Below are 20,329 nucleotides of genomic sequence, written 5' to 3'. Positions count from 1 at the left end.
ACTCTGGCTGGTAAATTCTGGATTTACCCGAGCCTACAGGAAAGTTTCAATCCTGCAAGATAAAGTCTGCCGGTTGCGACTGCTCCACAACGGTTTGCGCATTAGGAATATCATTGGCAAGGGCGCGGGTTCTCGCAGCATGCTCATCCGCGCCATAATCCAGCCAGCGCTGAATAAGACGTTGTTCCAATGTAGAGAATGGCACTTGCAAGAAAATGCTCAGATCAAAATACTGCCGCAGATCGCGCCATACCGGCTGATCCAGCAGCAGATAATTGCCCTCAACCAGCAAAATCTGATGTTGCGCTGTGACCATTGCTGCACCGGCACGCGCCAAATCCATAGCCCTGTCAAAAACCGGAATGGCAATATCGCCGTCTTCATTTTTTAATCGCGCCAGCAAAGCCTTAAAACCATCGGCATCAAATGTATGCGGCGCTCCCTTGCGCGCCCTGTACCCGCGCGCATCCAGAATTGCATTATCATAATGAAACCCGTCCATCGGCACGACGATGGACGGCTGTGCAGCAGACAATCTGTTTATGTCGTGGCAAAGCTCTTCGGCAAGCGTGGACTTTCCCGCAGCCGGCGCACCGGCAATCGCAACAATCAGACGATGTCGCCCTTTTGCCCGTGCCAGAATATCTGCCGCCAGTGCTTCACGTTTCATCACTTGTGCATCCGACATTACGCGGCCAGCATTTCATCAGTCGGGGTTAATGCGCCGGTCATCAGCGCCACGGCATCCGACATGGAACATTGGCGGGGATTGATCACCGCCAGCCTTTTGCCCAGCCGGTGCACATGCACACGATCCGCCACCTCAAACACATGGGGCATATTGTGCGAAATCAGTACAATTGGTAGCCCTCGTGATTTCACTTCCTGAATAAGATCAAGCACGCGGCGGGATTCTTTAACCCCTAACGCGGCAGTCGGCTCATCCATAATCACCACTTTGGAGCCGAAAGCCGCAGCACGCGCCACAGCAACACCCTGACGCTGACCGCCGGAGAGTGTTTCCACCGCCTGCGAGATATTCTGGATGGTCATCAGCCCGAGTTCTGAGAGTTTGTCGCGGGCAATCTGCTCCATTCTCTTATGATCGAGCTGACGGAACAGGCTACCCATCAGACCGGGTTTGCGCAATTCGCGCCCCAAAAACATATTATTGGCAATCGACAAGGCAGGCGACAAAGCCAGATTTTGATAAACGGTTTCAATGCCCTCAGCGCGTGCCGCAATCGGTGAGCGGAAACTCACCGGCTTGCCGTCGAGAAAAATCTCGCCTTCATCAGGCTGGATGGCACCGGACAGCGCCTTAATCAGTGAGGATTTTCCGGCACCATTATCCCCGATAACCGCCAGCACTTCACCCGGATAGAGATCAAAATCCGCATGATCCAGCGCCGTGACACGGCCGTAGCGTTTAACAAGAGCTTTTGCCGACAATACCGGCTGAACTGAATCTCTCATGCCGCAGCCTTTCTGATCCACTGGTCAATTGCAACCGCAACAATAATCAGGACACCAATCAGCAAATAGGTCCATTGCGGATCGGTTCCCCACAGGCGCAGCCCCAGTGAAAATACACCGACGATCAATGCACCAAACATGGTACCGAGAATAGAACCGCGTCCACCGAACAGCGAAATCCCGCCGATCACCACAGCCGTAATGGATTCAATATTGGCAAACTGCCCCGCCGTCGGGGAAACCGAACCGAGACGACCGATCATCGCCCAGCCACCCAGCGCACAGATCAGACCGGCAATAATATAGACAGACATCAGCACAGGCTTAACACGGACACCGGCAAGCTGCGCCGCTTCGGGATCATCGCCGATCGCATAAACATGCCGCCCCCATGCCGTATGATTGAGCACATACCAGAGAGCCAGAACCAGCAACACCATAGCAATCACGCCATAGGTGAAAACCGCTCCGCCGAACCGGATATTATTGCCGAAAAACTGCAATATCGGTGCTTTTTCCGTAATTTCCTGCGCGCGGATGGTTTCGTTGGCTGAATAAAGAAAATTGGTTGCCAGCACGATCTGCCACATGCCGAGCGTGACAATGAAAGGCGGCAGTTTCCAATAGGCCACGAACCAGCCGTTGAAAAACCCGCATAAAGCACCCACTGCAAAACCGCACAGGATGGAGAGTTCCGGCGGCAAACCATAGCGGAAAGTGAACTGCCCCATAATCACCGAAGACAGCACCATGATCGCGCCAACGGAGAGATCAATACCGGCGGTGAGAATAACAAGCGTCTGCGCAGACGCAATAATACCGGTAATGGCCACCTGCTGGAGAATGAGCGTCAGCGCAAAGGCAGAGAAAAACTTTGACCCGACCAGAACAGCAAAAATCGCCAGTGACATTACCAACACGATCAGCGGCACTGCTGCCGGATTTTGATGTAAAATCGTGCGGATTTTATAAAGCAGACTACGGTCTTCAGTGTCGAAACTGGCAACACCGGAAGCGCTGTTCACCAGAACCTGCTCAAAATCCTGCGGCCTGCGTTTGACGTCCGTTTCATGATTTTGCGTGGTTTCAGTCATGGATGTTTCCGGTTTTGCCAGTCGGTGAAAAAGGAACCGGCATGAATATCATGCCGGTTTATGCGTTAAAAGTGCAAAACGGCAATCAGCCCCAGCACTTCGCCAGACCTTCTTTGGTGTCGATCGACTGAACACCGTCAACCGGCTGATCTGTCACCAGCATTACACCGGTATCGACAAAGGTTTTACCATCTGTCGGCTTCGGCTTCTCACCAGTATCAGCGAATTTCTTAATCGCCTCAATACCAAGCGTTGCCATCTGCATCGGATATTGCTGTGCTGTAGCACCGATCACGCCGTCGGCCACGTTTTTCACACCCGGACAACCGCCATCAATGGATACGATCATCACATCTTTTTCACGCCCTACGGCTTTCAGCGCTTCATAGGCACCGGCAGCAGCAGGCTCGTTAATGGTATGAACAACATTGATATTCGGGTCTTTTTGCAGAAGATTTTCCATCGCACGGCGGCCGCCTTCTTCATTGCCGTCGGTCAGATCGCGGCCGGCAATGCGTGCGTCATCTTCATCGCCAAGCACGTCTTTGTTTTTCGTATCAATACCGAAGCCTGTGGCAAAGCCCTGATCGCGCAATACGTCAACACTTGGCTGCATGGCTGTGAGATTGAGGAAGGCAACTTTAGCCTCTTTGGCTTTATCACCCAGACGCCCTGCAGCCCATTTGCCTACCAGTTCACCGGCCAGAAAATTATCGGTTGCAAAAGTTGCGTCCGCTGCATCTGCCGGTTCCAGCGGCGTGTCGAGCGCAATCACCAGCATACCCGCATCGCGCGCCTGTTTCAGCACAGGAACAATGCCTTTGGTGTCGGATGCAGTGATGAGAATCCCTTTGGCGCCATCAGCAATACAGGTTTCTACTGCTGCAATCTGGCTTTCCGTATCGCCGTCAATCTTGCCCGCATAGGATTTCAGATTGATGCCAAGCTCCTTGGATTTGGCAACCGCACCCTCTTTGATTTTTACAAAGAACGGATTGGTATCTGTTTTGGTAATCACACATGCTGTGACTTCAGCAGCCTGTGCACCAACACCCGCAACACCTAATGCCAGAAGGGCAAAAGCAGAGGTAAGAATAGTTTTTTTCATGAACTCCTCCCAGAGTCATTTCACTACGATGAGTTCAGTCCATGAACTCCGTGATGGACCAGCCAATAACAGTCTCAGATCAACAATCTCAGGCACCCTCTTCAGTCGCCTCTGCTCTGCAATTTGAGAGAGCTGAAATTTATTGCTCCCAGAAATATGCGCAAGCCGGATCATGGAAACACGGGATTTCAACCCTGTCAATTAATAAATCCACTTGATTTATTAATTCGCTGTGCCAGTCTGACAGGAAACGTCATACAAAAATGCGATCTTCAGACTTTACTTCAAAAATAATTCTCTTATTCCAAACCATTATCCATAGCGCTCCGCACAGGACACCCGATGCAATATCCGCAAGGCGCCCCTTTTGACCCTGCAACAACCAGCCGTGGTTCTGACCAAGCGGGAATGCGCGCCTATAATGAACGCCTGATCCTCTCCGTCGTGCGCCGTCAGGGTGCTATGCCACGGGCGGAGATTGCCAGATTAACCGGCCTGTCCGCGCAGACAGTTTCCGTGATTATCCGCAATCTTGAACAGGACGGATTGCTACTGAGTGGCGAAAAACAACGCGGGCGTGTCGGCCAGCCAAGTCAACCAATGATGCTCAATCCTGACGGGGTCTTTTCCTTTGGTCTGAAGATCGGTCGCCGCAGTGCAGAACTGGTTCTCGTGGATTTTACCGGCACCATCCGTGCCCGCCTGCACCAGACTTATGACTGGCCGGTACCTGATGATATTCTGCATTTTACACGCTCCGGTATTGAGCAATTTACCGCCCTGCTCTCACCTGCACAGCAAAGCCGCATCGCAGGCCTTGGCATTGCCATGCCTTTCGAGCTGTGGAACTGGGTTGAAGAAGTCGGCGCACCGCCTGCCGATTTGCAGGCCTGGCAAAGCACCGATATCTGCGAGGAACTGAGCCATAAGCTGCCTTTTCCGGTACTGATCCAGAATGATGCCACGGCCGCCTGCGGCGCGGAACTCACCTTTGGCACGGGCGCGGACTACGCCGATTATGTCTATTTTTTCATCGGCTCATTTATTGGCGGCGGTGTTGTGCTCAACAATACGCTTTATGCCGGACGCAGCGGCAATGCCGGTGCTTTGGGCTCCATGCCGATGGGCAGCGGTACGGTTACAACTGCACAGCAATATAGTCGCCCTGCACAATTGATTGACACAGCATCGCTCTTCATTCTGGAGCGCAGCCTCAAACAACAACACATTGATACCGCCCCGCTTTGGACTGCACCGGACAACTGGGAAATCTTCAGCCCTGTCCTTGATGAATGGATTATTCTGACCGCACGCAGCCTTGCTCACGCCATATCATCAGCTGCCTGTGTGATTGATTTTCCTGCTGCCATCATTGACGGCTGGATGCCGGAAGCGCTCCGTGCCAGAATAGTTGAAACGACACGGGCGGAAATTGCCCTGCTCAATTTACAGGGGATTATTCCGCCGGTAATTGAGGAAGGGACTGTCGGTGTTCACGCCAAAGCTCTGGGAGCAGCACGACTGCCAATTTTCAGCCGCTATCTCTTTGATCAGAATGTTCTTTTCAAACACATACAGTAAAACTGTCTTACCAAAATTGAACAATAAACCGGTTTTTATGCGCAATCATTTACTTGGGCTTCATGAGAGTGCCTTTAATATCCGCCATAAAACGGAACCGGTATAACGCATCTGCATTTATCTTTTGCGAAAGCCTTTATCGTCAGGACAAAGCCAGACCATGACTTTTAAAACCATCAGCACCACACCTTTTCCCGATCAGAAGCCTGGTACATCGGGCCTGCGTAAAAAAGTGACTGTATTTGCTCAGGAGCATTATGCGGAAAACTTTATCCAGTCGATCTTTGACAGTCTGGAAGGTTTTCAGGGCAAAACACTGGTGCTTGGCGGTGACGGGCGCTATCTCAATCGCAAAGTGATCCAGAGCACCATCAAAATTGCTGCGGCAAATGGTTTTGGCCGTATTCTGGTTGGTCTTGGTGGCATTACCTCAACGCCCGCAGCTTCCAATCTCATCCGCCAGAATAAAGCCTTTGGCGGTATTATTCTCTCGGCCAGCCATAATGCCGGCGGACCGCAGGGTGATTTCGGCATCAAATTCAATATCAGCAATGGCGGCCCCGCTCCGGAAAAGCTGACCGAAGCGATGTTCGCCCATTCTAAAACCATCACTTCCTACAAGATTGCCGATTGCGCCGATATCGACATTGATACACTCGGCTCGCATCAGATCGGCGATACAGTCGTTGAGATCATTGATCCGGTGAAGGATTATGCAGCGCTGATGGAAAGTCTGTTTGACTTTCAGGCCATCCGCAATCTGCTGCAATCCGGCTTCACAATGCGTTTTGATGCCATGCATGCGGTGACCGGCCCTTATGCCACAGAGATTTTTGAAAACCGGCTCGGTGCAAAAGCGGGCAGCGTTTTCAATGCCGTGCCTTTGGAAGATTTTGGCGGCCACCATCCAGATCCGAATATTGTTTATGCTCACGAGCTTTATGAAGAACTGATGTCGGCCAATGCGCCGGATTTTGGTGCCGCTTCCGATGGCGACGGCGACCGTAATCTGATTATCGGCAAAGGCATGTATATTGCACCATCTGATTCTCTGGCTGTGCTTGCCGCCAACGCGCATCTGGCTCCGGCCTATCGTAAAGGCATTGCCGGGATTGCCCGCTCTATGCCAACCAGTTGCGCCGCAGACCGTGTGGCCGAAAAACTGAAGATCGGTATGCATGAAACACCGACCGGCTGGAAATTCTTCGGCAATCTGCTGGATACCGGCCTTGTGACCATTTGCGGTGAGGAAAGTGCCGGAACCGGCTCGGACCATGTACGTGAAAAAGACGGGTTATGGGCAGTGCTGCTGTGGCTGAATATTCTGGCAGTGCGCAAGCAATCTGTCGCCGAGATTATGCACGAGCATTGGCAGACCTATGGTCGCAATTATTATTCACGCCACGATTATGAAGAAGTGGCCTCAGACGGTGCCAATGCACTGATGGATGCATTGCGAGCAAAACTGCCTGATCTCAAAGGCACCACTGTGCAGGGCATGGTCGTGGAGGCAGCCGATGATTTTGCCTATCATGATCCGGTTGATCATTCCGTGAGCAAGCATCAGGGTATCCGCATTCTCTTTGCCGGCGGCTCCCGCCTGGTGGTGCGTTTGTCCGGCACCGGCACCGCGGGGGCAACCATCCGCATTTATCTGGAACGCTATGAGGCTGACAGCAGCAAGCATGATCTGGAAACGCAAAGTGCTTTAACCGCACTGATTGCAGCGGCGGCGGAACTCACAAAGATCACCCGCTATACCGGCCGCGAAAGACCAAGCGTTATTACCTGACCAAACGAAAAAGCCCCGTTTAAAACGGGGCTTTTTCGTAAGTTGTTATTCAAATACGATCTTCGGTGCCGCGCGGGATGAACCGCCGCTCACCTGAGCCCAAACTTTCTGAGCAATATCGCGATAAATCTGCGCATGCGGGCTTTCCGGATCTTTAACTGTGACCGGCATACCGGCATCAGATAATTCGCGGATTTGCATATGCAGCGGCACCGCACCGAGGAACGGTACATTCAGCCGCTCGGCTTCGCGCTGCGCACCACCATGACCAAAAATATCATAGCGGTTGCCTGTATCCGGCGCGATGAAATAGCTCATATTCTCGACAATGCCGAGCAGCGGCACATTGACCTTGGCAAACATATTCAGCCCTTTGCGGGCATCAATCAGCGCCAGATCCTGCGGTGTGGAAACAATCACCGCACCGGCCAGCGGTACCTGCTGCGCCATTGTCAGCTGCGTGTCACCGGTGCCCGGAGGCATGTCGACAACCATCACATCGAGATCGCCCCATTCCACTTCACGCATCATCTGGGTCAGAGCAGACATCACCATCGGGCCGCGCCAGATCATCGGCGTTTCTTCTTCCACCAGAAAGCCCATCGACATGACCTTGATGCCGTAATTGCTCATCGGCTTCATAATACGGCCATTGGTGGTTTCCGGCCGGCCGGAAATTCCCATCAGGCGTGGCATGGAAGGGCCGTAAACATCGGCATCAAGAATACCGACTTTCAATCCCAGAGCCTGAAGTCCGAGTGCGATATTGACCGAAGTGGTGGATTTGCCAACGCCCCCTTTGCCCGAGGCAACGGCGATAATCTTGCCCACACCCGGGATACCCGGTTTTGCCGGTGCCTGCGGGGCTGCGTGAGCATGTGCAGCAGGACGCGCCTGAGACACAGATTGCGGTGCAGGTTTAGGACGGTTCTGCGGGGCATCATCGCTGGTGCGGCCGCCTTTGCGCTCGGCGGTCAGTGTTACCAGCGCACCGGCAACCCCCGGAATATCCTTGACCAGCTTTTCGGCTCTCTGACGCAGCGGCTCCATAGCCTGCGCGCGGTCAGAAGGAACTGTAATGGAAAAGAACACTTTATTATCAGCAATAAAAATATCAGACACCAGTCCGAGGCTGACAATATCACCTTCAAAATCCGGTCCTGTGACCTGTTTCAGTTGAGCCAGTACCACCTCTTTCGTGACCTGTGACATGTCTCATACCCCGTGGCAAAATCTGTTCATCACTGCCGGAACAACAGGCTACCCCGTCACCGGTATTTCGTGCATCATCGTTAAATGATTTTGTGTCCGAGAGAAAGTTATCTTAAGCTCTTTCCGTGCAAACCTCTGTGACATCATGAGGCAGAGGGCGGACTTGCGCTATTATTGAGCGGCAAAGCTCTTTCTTTCCTGCACACCCCGCGTTAAAAAGCGACAATGAGCAAACCGACAGTTTTTGAATGATGGTTCAAACGCAAAAGCACAAACAAATCCTGATACGCATTCTGTGCGTGTTGGCGCTTGTTCTGCTGTCTTTTGCCCATAAACCTGTTGATGTCAGCGCGCCGCTTTTACAAATGACCGCGCAAAGCGGCACAGCAGCCGAGCCGGTCTTCATCCGTTATGAAACCATGCCGGATGGCAGTATTGTTTCTATCTGTGTTTCAGAAAACAGTGCGGCTGCGGACAAACATCACAAGAACCATAATATGATGGCTGATTGTGAGGCCTGCCGCATCTCGGCAGGTTTCGCACTGGTTACACCGCCCGCAACAGGCGGCCCTGTTGTTAGCAAAGACCACAATAGCAGCGTCAAACGTACCGCTCAGGTTTTGCCCCGCTCCCGACCTTATCCGCCCGCCGCCCCGCCGCAGGCGCCGCCTTTCCTTGCCTGATAACAAACCTGCACATCCAAAAATGTTGCAGGACTGCTCAGTCACGCGCGCATATGCGCGTTCCCACGCTTTCTGTCTGTCCAAATGCAGTTCAGAAAGCCTGTTTCTGCAAGGAATAAATATATGAAAACGATTTTTACGCCGCTCTGCATCTCTGCTCTTATTCTCGGTGCAACCGGTCTGGCACAGGCGCATGTTTCCCTTGAAACCGCACAGGCAGCGGCAGGCAGCGGCTATAAAGCTGTTCTGAAAATCCCGCATGGCTGTGAGGGTGCCGCGACCACACAGGTCAGCATCAAAATTCCGGAAGGTTTTATCGCTGCCCAGCCACAGGTGAAGGCCGGATGGGAGATCGAAACTGTCAAATCCGATTATCAGCACAGTTATAAAGTTCACGGCAAAGATGTGAAAAACGGCGTGACCGAAATCATCTGGAAGGGCGGCAAGCTGCCAGGCGATTTCTATGATGAATTTGCGGTCGTCGGTAAACTCGCCTCTTTTGATAAGGACACCACTCTGTCTTTTCCGACCGTCCAGACCTGCGAAAATGATAAAACTGAAAACTGGACGGATATTGCCACAGAAGGCCAGAACCCGCATGATCTGAAAAATCCTGCGCCGCAACTGCTTGTCAGCGCTAGCGCTGCAAAAGCCGCAGATCACAGTGCCCATGCCGGTCATGCCAATGGTCATGACAACAAAGCTGCGGAAGCAGTAACGCTCGGCGATCTGACACTTTCAAAAGCACATAGTGTGGCAACAATCCCGAATGCGCGTGTGGCAGGCGGTTATATTGTGATCACCAATAATGGCAAAGAAGATGACAATCTGATCGGCGGCACCAGTGATGCAGCAGGAAAAGTGGAAATTCATGAAATGTCGATGAAAGACAATGTCATGAAAATGCGCAAACTGAGCGAACCACTGGCTATTCCTGCCGGTCAGACTGTAACACTGGCACCATCCGGTTTCCACATCATGTTCATGGATCTGGCAAAGCCGTTCAAAGAAGGTGAAACAGTTAATGTTGAGCTGGAATTTGAAAAAGCCGGAAAGGTTAATTTACCGTTTCACGTGAATCCGGCCAAAGGTTCGGCTGATAAAGCAAATGATCATAGCCAGCATTAAGCGCTGATTCTGAGAAAGCACCTCACGCAGGGTCTGTGCAGGCTCTGTATTGCAGAATTTGCGTGAGGCGCGACGTCGCATCGTGTGATGATCCGGCCGGAATGCGGTGTAATCCGGCCTCATGCGACAATCACGCAAAACCTTCACGGTTTCATATAGATAGCTTGTTATTTCAAAGATTAAACATGACAAAAATAGTCTAGAATAATTCTAAGTCATTGAAATAAGAACGATTTTCTAAATATTCCATGTAATTTAGGTTTGACAATCCGCTGGTTTCACCGGCATATTCCCCCTGTCAGAGCGCTCAGTGAATGATCCTGAATGTTTGTGACACGAGATTTAACCTTTGATGTCTGGGCCTTGAACCCTTTCGATTGGAGGACCTATGTTTGGTCACACACTATGCCGCCCGAGGGCGGTTCTGCCTTTGCGTCCGCAACCGCGACGTATTTTCATATCCCCTTCCCGTCCCTTTCAGGCGGGAGGCAGATCATGAATATGCAGGTCAGCAATCTCTTTGAAACATCCAGTCATTATTTCGAGCGGCAGGCTGAAAAGCTGGTTCTTGAAGGCTATCGCCACTGGACATCCGGCTTTGAAACCGGGTCCGTTATCCCTTGGGAAATGGCCTGGACGATTTACACGCAGGAGCTTGGTCTTACCAATGCCAAGCGCGCTGTAACAGAGCTCTCGCATTTCATTCGCACCCTGCATTTTTGCGCAGCTTGCCAGCTCAAAGCCTTTCCTTATGGTTCCATGCATATTTGTCGTGAAGAATGCCTGTTGATGGGCCTGATCTCCGCATTGCAAAACGGCGATGACACAACCCGTGACGCCTGTCTTGATGCGCTGGTTTGCAGCAGCCGGATTGCAGAGGTCAAAAAGGCCGCGCAGGACTATGCGCAGACAATGGCGGAACTGGATCAGGTATTGCTGCCGATCCCGCATTATGCCGTTGACTGTGTTCTGTCACCGGCAGGGAGCCAAATTTTTCACTGATATGAATGTCTTAACCGGCCTTCATAACTTTACCATGATTTCCGCCCAAATAGGTGAGCGAAGCGCTCCGGATTTTCGGGCAAAACCGACAGGACTAAAAAATGAACGCGAAGACTGAAAAGCGCTTAGGTGTTATGGCAGCATTTCTGTTGACTGCTGCTATGTTTGTTGCACCCAACCCGATCCAGCAACATCAGAAACTGCCTTTTCTCAGCATGACTGAAGAAGCAGTGAAAGATGTGCCCCATATGCTCATGTTCGCTCAGAACACTGTGACCGGCAAAATTATCCGCTGATCCTGACCGAATTGACCACTGTCCTCCCAAGACAGCAAAAGCCGCGCTAAAGCATTTTCAGTAAAAGTAAAAACCGGTTTTGCATATGAAAATGCGTAAAATAAAGAGCCAGAGCATTTAAAAATGCTCTGGCTCAGCGCGGCTTTTATTCTAACTTTCTAACGCCCGTAATCAGGCCTGCACAACAATCGGTGCTTTGCCCTGTACGCGGTCATAAAGGTCAATAATATCCTGATTCATCAGACGCACGCAGCCGGAAGACATTGCCTGCCCGATTGACCACCATTCAGGATTGCCGTGAATACGGTATCCTGTATCAGTCCCATTACGGAAAATATAAAACGCACGGGCGCCAAGCGGATTGGTCGGCCCCGGCTCCTGACCGTTGCGGTATTTTTCCAGTTCCGGCTGACGCTTGATCATTTCCGGCGGTGGTGTCCAGCGCGGCCATTGCTTTTTATACTGCACATTGGCGCGTCCTGACCATTCAAAGCCTGCACGTCCCACACCGATGCCATAGCGCATGGCCTCTCCGCCTGGCATAACCAGATAAAGAAAACGCTCATTCAGACGCACGACAATCGTGCCCGGAGCTTCTCCGGTCGGGTCTGGCACGATCTGACGGCGGAACTGCTTCGGTACTTTTTCATAAGGGATAGCAGGAAGCGCGTAACCATTCTCGTGTACCGCCGCATACATCACCTCATTGCTGGTGATGCCTTTATCAACGCTGATTTGCGGCCGCATGACACTGCCCGTGGAGGACATATCAATATTCGGCTGAAAGGCCGATAGATCCAGAGATTGCGAGCATCCGGCCACGCCAGCCAAACCAAAAGCACCGGCGCCGGTCAGAAAAAATCGGCGGTTCAGTTTATTGCCCTGCTTTGCCATGATTAATCCGTTACTTCAAAACTTAATATGTTCCGGATTGTGCGCCCGCATGGTTGAAAAATCATTAAACTCGCCAGATCTTCATTTACCATAAACAATCACCACACATTATAAATGCAATGAAAAGCAAAAAACCGGCACAAATTTGCGCCGGTTTTCTCAATTTTGGTCAGCATCTGACGGTCAGCCGGATCAGTAATCTTTTTCGTAGAACACACCCATACCGGAATCACCATTCGTGCCGACAGAGCCTTTGGCTTTGAGGTTCCGCGTAATATCGAGGTTGATTGTTCCCTTGGTACCATTAGAACCGCTGGCCTCCACGCCGAGATAAATATTATCACGGATATAGCTACCTGCACGCACCGCTGCATTGCCCTTGCTGTCGGTCACAACATCGAGATCATCCAGCCCCACGCCCTGACGCAGAGCGCCCAGCAGATTGGCGTTTTTACCGCCAGCCAGTTCAGCTGCCGCAGCGGCAAGCTGTGCAATCTGGAAAGGAGACAGTTCCGAGATTGAGCGCTTGAAGATCAGGCGTGCCAGAACTTCATCCTGCGGCAATTCCGGCTCCGAAGAGAATTTGATATCCGGGTTATCCACCGTACCCTGCACAGTCACCAGCACTGTAATATCGCCGCCATCTGTACGGGCAACGAAATAAAGCTGCGGGTTCATATCACCGATCAGGGTGACGCGCCCTTCATCAAAAGTCACACGCTGGGTCAGAATATCCAGACGACCACGCAGCAGCTCAAAAGCCCCGACCGGACGCACATTGGTCACAGGGCCGGTCAGACGCACCGCGCCGCCCAGCTCCGTATCCAGACCACGGCCACGCACAAAAATCTGGTTTGGCGCAATCACACGCACATCCAGTTGCGGCACAGTAGGGCGGGATGTCGGCACAGGCGCTGAACCCTTGGCGCGGGTTTCAACCTTGGCACGCTGCAAAGTCATCAGCACAGATGCCGGTGTATTGACATGACGCACATCAATATTGGCGCCGCCGCCGCCCATGCTTTCCGGCACGGTGATTTCAGCACGCTCAATTTCAATCTTACCGGCAATCAGCGGATCACGCATCAAGGCACCGGTGATTGTCAGGCCGCCATTAATGGTTGCCACCACCATTGAACCGTCAGCATAGCGGGCCTTGTCAAAATTGATCCGCAAATCCGCAGGGAAATTCTGCGCTGCGTTGATCGAAATCGTACCGTCCGCATTGATCGAACCGCCAGTTGACAAAGCAGCACTCGCATTACGCAGACGAATTGTCTGACCATCCATGCTGCCATTGATGGTAATATTATTGAGGCGGATATTGGTTTCAGGATCCACCATCTGTGCGCCGCTTGTCGAGAACATGCCGCGGATTTGCGGATTGTCGAACGCACCACTGACATTGGCTGTCACGGCCAGTGTGCCGGTTGCCTGCGCACCGCGGTCAGCCAGAAAACGATTGGCAAGTGCCAGCGGAATCTGTCCTGTCACATCAATGCCCAGACCGCTGCCAGCCAGAGGCACACGCCCCTGCGCTGTTACGCTCAGATTTTGCGGACCATCAATCGCCAGTGAACTGATATTGACAATCTTATCGCCATAGCGGCCAGCGGCTTTCAGGTTCAGCGGCGCAAGGCCGCTTTCAGCCAAAGGCTTTGCGCTCAGCGCGCGTCCGTTCAGATTGAACTCGGCGGCAGGATTGGTCAGAGCGCCGGTGACTTTGGCCGTGCCTGTGACATTACCACCCAGATTCTGATCTTTGACCACACCATTGAGCAAGGCCAGCGGCAGATTTGCCAGCTCGACATTCACATCCAGCGCACCGGCCGATTTATCCGTGCCCAGCGGCACAAAACCATTGATACGTGTATCAAGACCATTACCGCCGGTAATGCGGCTGTCCACTTTCAGACGGTTCTGGCTCGATGCACCTTTGGCTGTAGCATTCAGTGCTCCGATCCCCATTTCACGGGTTTGGCGGGCAATCACGTCACGGGCATTGATATCGAAATTCACATCAGGCTGTGTCCGCGATCCTGTAACCTTGGCCTGACCATTGATGATGCCGCCAAGCCCCAGTTCCGGCTGAATGCTGTTCGCAACAGACAGTGGCAGATTATTCAGTGTCACATCCAGATCGAAGCGCTCAGCCAAAGCACCATTCAAGCTCAGACGACCATCGCCGACCTGCATGATAATATTGTTAAAGCTGACATCGCTGCCTTTGAGTGCCAAAGAGGCCGGTTGTGCCAGCCGAGCAACCATAGCGCCCTGACGCAGATCAGCATTGGCGAGAGACAGCAGCAGACCGCCGTCTTTCGGCTCAAGTGCGCCTTCAACTTTAACTTTTGTGCCGATTTTAAGATCAGTCGCAGCCTGAAAAACTGTTTTGCTGCCATCGGCCTGTGCAGTGGCATCTACACTGTTAATTTCAAACGTACCGACGCGAATTGTCTGCGCTTTAACCGTACCGTCAACAACTGGCACGTTGAACAAATCGGCCAGCGTCGCATTAATATCGGCCTGACCAACCACATTGCCTTCAACATTCAGATTACGGATATCTGCTTTAACCACCGCATTCTGACGATCATTTTCATAGGACAGATCAATATCCGCGTTCACGCTGCCGGTTGCTTTGGCAAGGAACAGAGCAGCCGCAGTCGAGATATCCGGTGCATCCACTTTCAAACGACCGGCGATCAGATTTTTATCCGCAAGGTTCAGATCGCCGCTGACACGCGTTCCACCGGCAACAAAGCTCAGGTCGCTCAGGCGCTTACCCTGTTCATCCAGCGCAATATTGCCGGAGAGATCAAGCTTTTCACCACCAAGGAATGCGCCGCCGGTGAAACCGCCGCTCAAAGACGGAGCAAGCTTCGGATCGGAACCGTCCAGCACTGCGTTAAAATCAAGCAGGCCATCATTGAGCTTGCGCCCTTCAAGCGAGCCGGAAGGCACAGAGGCGCGGGCTGCCAGAGCAATACGACTGTCCGTTCCGCGAGCGCTGCCCTTGAGCGACAATGGCCCCGAGGCTTTTTCAGACAGATCAGCAATATCACCAAGCTCCACGCCGAAATCAAAATCAGCGTCTTTGCTGGAGAATGTACCATTTGCAGTCACTGCATTGGCATTATTACCAATACGGAACTGGCGTGCCGTAAAGCCGTTTTCCGAGCGCGCCAAACCGCCGCTCAAAGTAGAGCGGCCATTGATAATGCGGTCAGCAATATCCGTACCGGTTTTGATATTTTCAGCAGTACCGTCCAGTGCCAGATCAAAGCCACCGGTCAGAAGCGCCACAGTACCTTGCGCTTTAAGGTCAAGACTACCGGCAAGCGAGCGGTCAGCCAGCGCCGAAAACGGCATGAGGCTGTTTGCCTGCAACTCAATATCGCCGGTATAAATAAACTTATCAATCGCCCCCTTTAAAGCTGCACTCAGGCCATTGCCGGTGAGCTGCACCTTTTCAAGCTGCACGGGTGTGCCTGCACGCCACTGCCCCAGAACGGCCAGATCAAAACGATCACCCAGCGCCTGCGCTACTTCAGGCTGCTTTGCACTGATACCGGTAACGGCGCCTGTCACATTGAAGCCGACAAGACGGTTTTGTGCATCCTGCAAGTTTTCTGCCGCGCCGCCCATATCCAGCACTGTCTGCTGCGCAGAAAAATCTCCGGCCTGCAAACCGTCAATCTGCAACTTACCGGTCCAGTCTCCGCTTTGACGATCACCGTAATCCAGCGTCAGATGAGCGGAAGCCAAAGATGTTTTACCGCCACTGACCGGCAAAAGCACACGGCCTTTTTCCTGATCGGCAATCAGCGCATCAACATTGAGGCGCGTCAGAAAACCATCATTGGCCGTTTCAGCTTTAGCCTGAACTTTCAGCGCGGCATTGCTGAGGTTAAAATTATCCAGACGGAATCCACCGCCATCCTTGATCAGACCATTGGCTGCAAGGCTGGAGGTTGCGCCAAAGAAATCGCGGAATTTTTCCGGTACAAGGGCAGCAATCGGACCTTTGACATCGGCATTAAATACACGACCGGTCACAGTGCCGTCAGCATTGCGATTGAGGGTCAAAAGGCCGGTCAGAATACGCTGGCTGTCCGCATCAAGTTTCAGATCAATTTTCAGATCATCAAGCTTGCCCGCGCCAGTCAGAGCCAGTTCTACCGGCGGCTTACCCTCAATATTCAAAAGATTTGCAGCAATACCGTTAGCCGGTTCCGAAAGGCGCATATCCAGATCAAGGTTCTGATCCGCATTGGCATAATTCGCCTTCAGCTTCATTGTCCCGCCCGGACCATCCAGACGCTGAATATCAAACAGCGATTGCAGCGAGCCGTCCTGCAATGTCAGATTGCCCTTGAGCGCCACTTCCGATGCAAGGCCGAAAACCTGCTGGCCAAATTTCAGGCGTTCAATATCCAATTCACCCAGCAAAATTGCCAGCGGCAGTTCCGGCAGAGCAAAACCACCGGCTTCCGGTGACGGCAGGCTTTCATCCGGCAGTGGTGTACGGATAAATTCGACTTCCTTAGCGGAGAGCGTATCGACACTCAGGCGACCGCGCAGCAGTGCCAGGCGGCTCCAGACAAGCTGGGCATCCTTGATACGCAGCCACACGCCTTCACGGTCAGCAACAGTGATCGAACCGACTTTTGCCTCAGAAGACAAAACGCCTTCAATACCGGAAATGCTGATCTTACGGTTCGGGCCAGACAGTTTTTCTTCAACAAAGGACAGGAAGTAGGACTTCTCCTCTTCGGCTTCCTGCGTGGAAACAGGAGTGTCAGCCTGTGCGGTCTGTGGTTGCGAAGCAGGAGGATTGCTCTGGCCAGTTGCAGGCGTGGTTACGCCATCCGTTCCCTGAGGCAGCAGCGATGCCCCGATATAAATACCGAGCGGCAGAATAATAAAGAAAGTGGCTACAAAGCTCAGAAAACGGTTCAAAACGCCTGTCCTATGCCGACATAGAATGCAAAACTTGAGTCACCTTTACTGCGGTTCAGCGGTACGGCAACATCGAAACGGATTGGCCCGAGGCTCGTATCATAACGCAAGCCCGCACCTGCTCCCAAACGCAAATCCTCCGCAAAGTCAGGATAAGATTCTTCCCCGACATATCCTCCGTCTACAAACCCGACCACACCGATACTATCCGTAACTTTAGTGCGTACTTCACCGGACATTTCCATCAGCGAGCGACCGCCGATGACAACATCACCCGGCTTTTTAACCCCGATACTGCGATAGGCATAACCGCGCACCGATCCGCCACCACCGGCAAAGAACACTTTATCCGGCGGAAGATCGCTCATATCTGCGCCGACAATCGATCCGACTTTAACGCGACCGGCCAGCACAACGCGGTTATCCTCGCCAAAGCCGTAATAGCCACGGCCTTCTGCGGTAAATTTGGTTGAGAAGCTGCCATTCTTGATTTCATAAAACGGCTCAACAACACCTTCGGCATAATAACCGGAGGTGGCATTGGTTTTATTGTCACGCTTATCCAGCAAAATGCCGCCCAGCATCCCCACTGTGAAGAACTGGCGCTTGCCGTAATAGTCGTCGTCAAACTGCGCACGGGAGACATTGGCGAATACACGGCCACTCAGATCCTCATTGAAGATATGCGTGAAGCCTGCCTGACCATTCACCGAAGTCTCGGTATAATTGTCCAGCACTTCACGCTTACCGTTCAGAGATGAAACAAAATCCGTATCCGGTGTAAACACGCCCGGCTTGGTGAATGTGGTGCCAAGCAGATAGGTGAAGTTCTTCGGATCATAGGAATTATCCTGCGACCCGCCGATCCCGCTCACTTTAGCATCAAAACGCAGACGCTCCGCCTTGCCAAACAGGTTACGATGCATCCAGAAGGCTTCCACCCCTGCGCCGTCCAGCGTCGAGTAACTGCCACCAAAACCAAAACGGCGCGGCTTGCGCTCCTGAACAATCAGATCAATCGGCAAAATGCCGTCACGACTAATTTCCTGTGCTTCCTGAATGGAGGTTGAGCGGAAAACATCCATACGCGCCAAACGGCGGCGTGCACGCTCAATATCATCCGGATCATATTCCTGACCCGGCTTCAAATCCGTCATATAGGCGACGAATTCCGGATCCATGCGGGCTGTGCCCTGCACTTTAACAGGGCCGTAATGCGCGACCTGACCAGGCTCCAGCGTGATATCCGCATTCACCACATTGCCTTCATGGTCCGCAACGATATCTTCGCGGGTTACTTTCGCCTTGGCGTAACCCTGCTGGCGCCATGCCTCAACGGCCAGTCGCTCTGCTTTCAGGATCGCACCGGATTTAGCAAGTTCACCGCTTTTGAAACCGGCTTTTTCAGGGGATTGCACCTGATCGCGGCGATCATCGGTTGGCGGCGCCAGTTCATTGATACTGGCGCGCGCAAACAGGAACTGCGGGCCCGGATCAACACTGATGACAATTTTCGATGTATCGGGCAACTGCGTGTCCGGCGGCAGATTAGCTGCCTCCTGACCATCAACCTGAATGCTGATTGTGCCGCCATAGCGGCCTTCACCATAAAGCGCCATCAGAATACGTCGGTAATCACCGCGTGCCTTAGCAAGCAGCCCGCCGGAACCCGACGCTGCTTTTTCCTCATCGGCGATCAGTCTTGAAGCGCCTTTAATAAGGCTGTCTACATCTGCAGCGCTGCCGTCTTTATTCGTACGGTTACCGTCGGACTTAACTTCAACGCTGTAACGCTTCGGTTCGGCAATGACATCATCGGCATTCTCAGCCTTGTCCTTACCCCAGAGTTTTATGCCAAAGAGCTCAAAAGCATGCGCAGGCGATGCCGCCATCGCAGGCAGCAGCGCAGTGAACAGCAGGAGGGTGCTGACTTTACGGATTGGAGCTCTCCTTAATCTATTACCTGCATATCATCCCATTCTACGGGGTCAATATACATATTCCACGGCACCGCCCGCTCCACCCATCGCGCGCTACCTTACAATCAACTTACTGGAGAGTATAACCCTGAAGCTCACACTGCTTTTTTAAAATTTATGCCTAACAAAATATTAATTTGTATTTTTCTTTACCTAAAGGGGAACTTAAATTGTGATTTCTCATAAAGCATCATTTAAAAATATCTAATATTAAGAAAAGCACAAAGTCATAAAGTATGACATTGCACATCACATAAATCTCTGAAAATGCTGAGTTTTTACTATTTTTGCGCTGTGGTATTTTCTAAATGCCAGCAGAAGCCCCCATTAAAACATAGAAAATACAGGAACAAACCTCCTCGCAGAAAAAATCCGTCTCCCGCCACGACAGACGTTAAGAAATAATCGCCCCTGTAAGCGGAGCTCCATTCCCGCCAACGGATTCGCAGACATAGTAAGCAGCCAACAGTAACACTTGGCCGCTACAACACAGCGATTACAGAAAGCACCACACCAGTCATTAGCGCCGCCATCCTCCGCGCGGAAAATGCGCGGGCCCCACACCCCAACGCGGGTTCCAGCCCTGCCGTCCGAAAGGGCGGGGAGAATAATGCGGGCCATAGGGCCTGTAGCCCGGATTAAAACCCGGTCTGTAACCGGGGCGATACCAAGGCTGGTAAAAAGGCGGATGCCACCCAGTACAATAAGGTTGGTAATACGGGGCATAAAAAGGATCATCATAGAAACCTGACCCGATATTCAGCCCCAACGTGACTTGCGGCTGCGTATTATAGACCGGCGCAGCATTATAACCCTGCGTCAGATACCGGCCACTGACCCAGCCTATGCCCCAGCTGCTTCTGATCTGGCACCAGCCGCCACGACAGGAATTAATATGAACCGCAGCCCCCTGCGGCAAAGCCGCAATTCGCGCATATTGCGCGCCCGGCCCCTGCCTCAAATTCACGGATGCGGAAACAGATGCAACCTGCGCCTGTGTAATACCGGCTCCGGTCAACACCATTATCCCTGAAATTATTGAAATCATACTCACATTCGTAATCTTCATAAAAATCACCAAAATAAAATTGAATAAATTCAAGAAGATCAAAATTATGAGGG

General features: G+C 52.2%; 15 protein-coding genes. 6 read left to right on the top strand and 9 right to left on the bottom strand.

Annotated elements, in window-relative coordinates:
- Positions 1–46: 46 nt before the first annotated feature.
- From P8H26_RS02350 to P8H26_RS02335, 4 genes are all read right to left on the bottom strand, one after another.
- Positions 47–688 (bottom strand): nucleoside/nucleotide kinase family protein, encoded by a 642-nt coding sequence (locus tag P8H26_RS02350; RefSeq protein ID WP_289631255.1) that lies wholly within the window; start codon positions 686–688, stop codon positions 47–49.
- A complete protein-coding gene (locus tag P8H26_RS02345) occupies positions 688–1,476 on the bottom strand; it encodes an ATP-binding cassette domain-containing protein (RefSeq protein WP_289631254.1) in 789 nt (262 codons plus the stop codon). The genes P8H26_RS02350 and P8H26_RS02345 overlap by 1 nt, the downstream gene beginning before the upstream one ends.
- Complete coding sequence (locus P8H26_RS02340) at positions 1,473–2,570, bottom strand: ABC transporter permease (RefSeq protein WP_289631253.1); 1,098 nt, start codon at positions 2,568–2,570, stop codon at positions 1,473–1,475. The genes P8H26_RS02345 and P8H26_RS02340 overlap by 4 nt, the downstream gene beginning before the upstream one ends.
- 85 nt (positions 2,571–2,655) lie before the next feature.
- On the bottom strand, positions 2,656–3,678 hold the full coding sequence (locus P8H26_RS02335) for a substrate-binding domain-containing protein (RefSeq protein WP_289631252.1): 1,023 nt from the start codon (positions 3,676–3,678) through the stop codon (positions 2,656–2,658).
- Between the two features lie 342 nt (positions 3,679–4,020).
- On the opposite strand from P8H26_RS02335, the gene P8H26_RS02330 reads away from it, so the two are divergent.
- Together P8H26_RS02330 and P8H26_RS02325 are read left to right on the top strand one after the other, a co-directional pair.
- Positions 4,021–5,259 carry an ROK family transcriptional regulator gene (locus P8H26_RS02330; RefSeq protein ID WP_289631251.1) on the top strand — a complete coding sequence of 413 codons (1,239 nt, stop codon included), beginning with the start codon at positions 4,021–4,023 and terminating at the stop codon, positions 5,257–5,259.
- Positions 5,260–5,419: 160 nt separating this feature from the next.
- Entirely contained in the window at positions 5,420–7,051 is a 1,632-nt protein-coding gene (locus P8H26_RS02325) for an alpha-D-glucose phosphate-specific phosphoglucomutase (protein ID WP_289631250.1), read from the top strand.
- Positions 7,052–7,096: 45 nt separating this feature from the next.
- Here P8H26_RS02325 and P8H26_RS02320 read toward each other — a convergent pair whose 3' ends face one another.
- Positions 7,097–8,263, bottom strand: a complete 1,167-nt coding sequence (locus P8H26_RS02320) for an Mrp/NBP35 family ATP-binding protein (protein ID WP_289631249.1) — start codon at positions 8,261–8,263, stop codon at positions 7,097–7,099.
- Positions 8,264–8,511: 248 nt separating this feature from the next.
- Here P8H26_RS02320 and P8H26_RS02315 point away from each other — a divergent pair, with 248 nt between their 5' ends.
- The 4 genes from P8H26_RS02315 to P8H26_RS02300 all read left to right on the top strand — a co-directional run bounded on the left by P8H26_RS02315 (position 8,512) and on the right by P8H26_RS02300 (position 11,372).
- Positions 8,512–8,946 (top strand): hypothetical protein, encoded by a 435-nt coding sequence (locus P8H26_RS02315; protein WP_289631248.1) that lies wholly within the window; start codon positions 8,512–8,514, stop codon positions 8,944–8,946.
- A 123-nt stretch (positions 8,947–9,069) separates the two neighbouring features.
- Positions 9,070–10,074, top strand: coding sequence for a DUF1775 domain-containing protein (locus tag P8H26_RS02310; protein ID WP_289631247.1), 1,005 nt, complete (start codon positions 9,070–9,072; stop codon positions 10,072–10,074).
- A 495-nt stretch (positions 10,075–10,569) separates the two neighbouring features.
- The gene (locus P8H26_RS02305; RefSeq protein WP_289631246.1) at positions 10,570–11,076 is read left to right on the top strand and encodes a hypothetical protein; all 507 of its coding nucleotides are present in this window, start codon (positions 10,570–10,572) and stop codon (positions 11,074–11,076) included.
- A gap of 101 nt (positions 11,077–11,177) precedes the next feature.
- Positions 11,178–11,372 (top strand): hypothetical protein, encoded by a 195-nt coding sequence (locus P8H26_RS02300; RefSeq protein ID WP_289631245.1) that lies wholly within the window; start codon positions 11,178–11,180, stop codon positions 11,370–11,372.
- Between the two features lie 171 nt (positions 11,373–11,543).
- Here P8H26_RS02300 and P8H26_RS02295 read toward each other — a convergent pair whose 3' ends face one another.
- The 4 genes from P8H26_RS02295 to P8H26_RS02280 form a co-directional block, all read right to left on the bottom strand.
- Positions 11,544–12,266 (bottom strand): L,D-transpeptidase, encoded by a 723-nt coding sequence (locus P8H26_RS02295; RefSeq protein WP_289631244.1) that lies wholly within the window; start codon positions 12,264–12,266, stop codon positions 11,544–11,546.
- Between the two features lie 192 nt (positions 12,267–12,458).
- Entirely contained in the window at positions 12,459–17,228 is a 4,770-nt protein-coding gene (locus tag P8H26_RS02290; protein ID WP_374708203.1) for a translocation/assembly module TamB domain-containing protein, read from the bottom strand.
- Positions 17,225–19,120 (bottom strand): autotransporter assembly complex family protein, encoded by a 1,896-nt coding sequence (locus P8H26_RS02285; protein WP_289631243.1) that lies wholly within the window; start codon positions 19,118–19,120, stop codon positions 17,225–17,227. Before P8H26_RS02285 ends, P8H26_RS02290 begins: the two co-directional genes overlap by 4 nt.
- Before the next feature lie 607 nt (positions 19,121–19,727).
- Positions 19,728–20,231 (bottom strand): SH3 domain-containing protein, encoded by a 504-nt coding sequence (locus tag P8H26_RS02280; RefSeq protein ID WP_289631242.1) that lies wholly within the window; start codon positions 20,229–20,231, stop codon positions 19,728–19,730.
- Between the last annotated feature and the right edge of the window lie 98 nt (positions 20,232–20,329).

The sequence above is a fragment of the Pseudochrobactrum sp. sp1633 genome (assembly GCF_030376605.1).
Taxonomy (GTDB): Bacteria; Pseudomonadota; Alphaproteobacteria; order Rhizobiales; family Rhizobiaceae; genus Pseudochrobactrum.
This window is presented reverse-complemented; position numbering and strand designations above follow the sequence as displayed.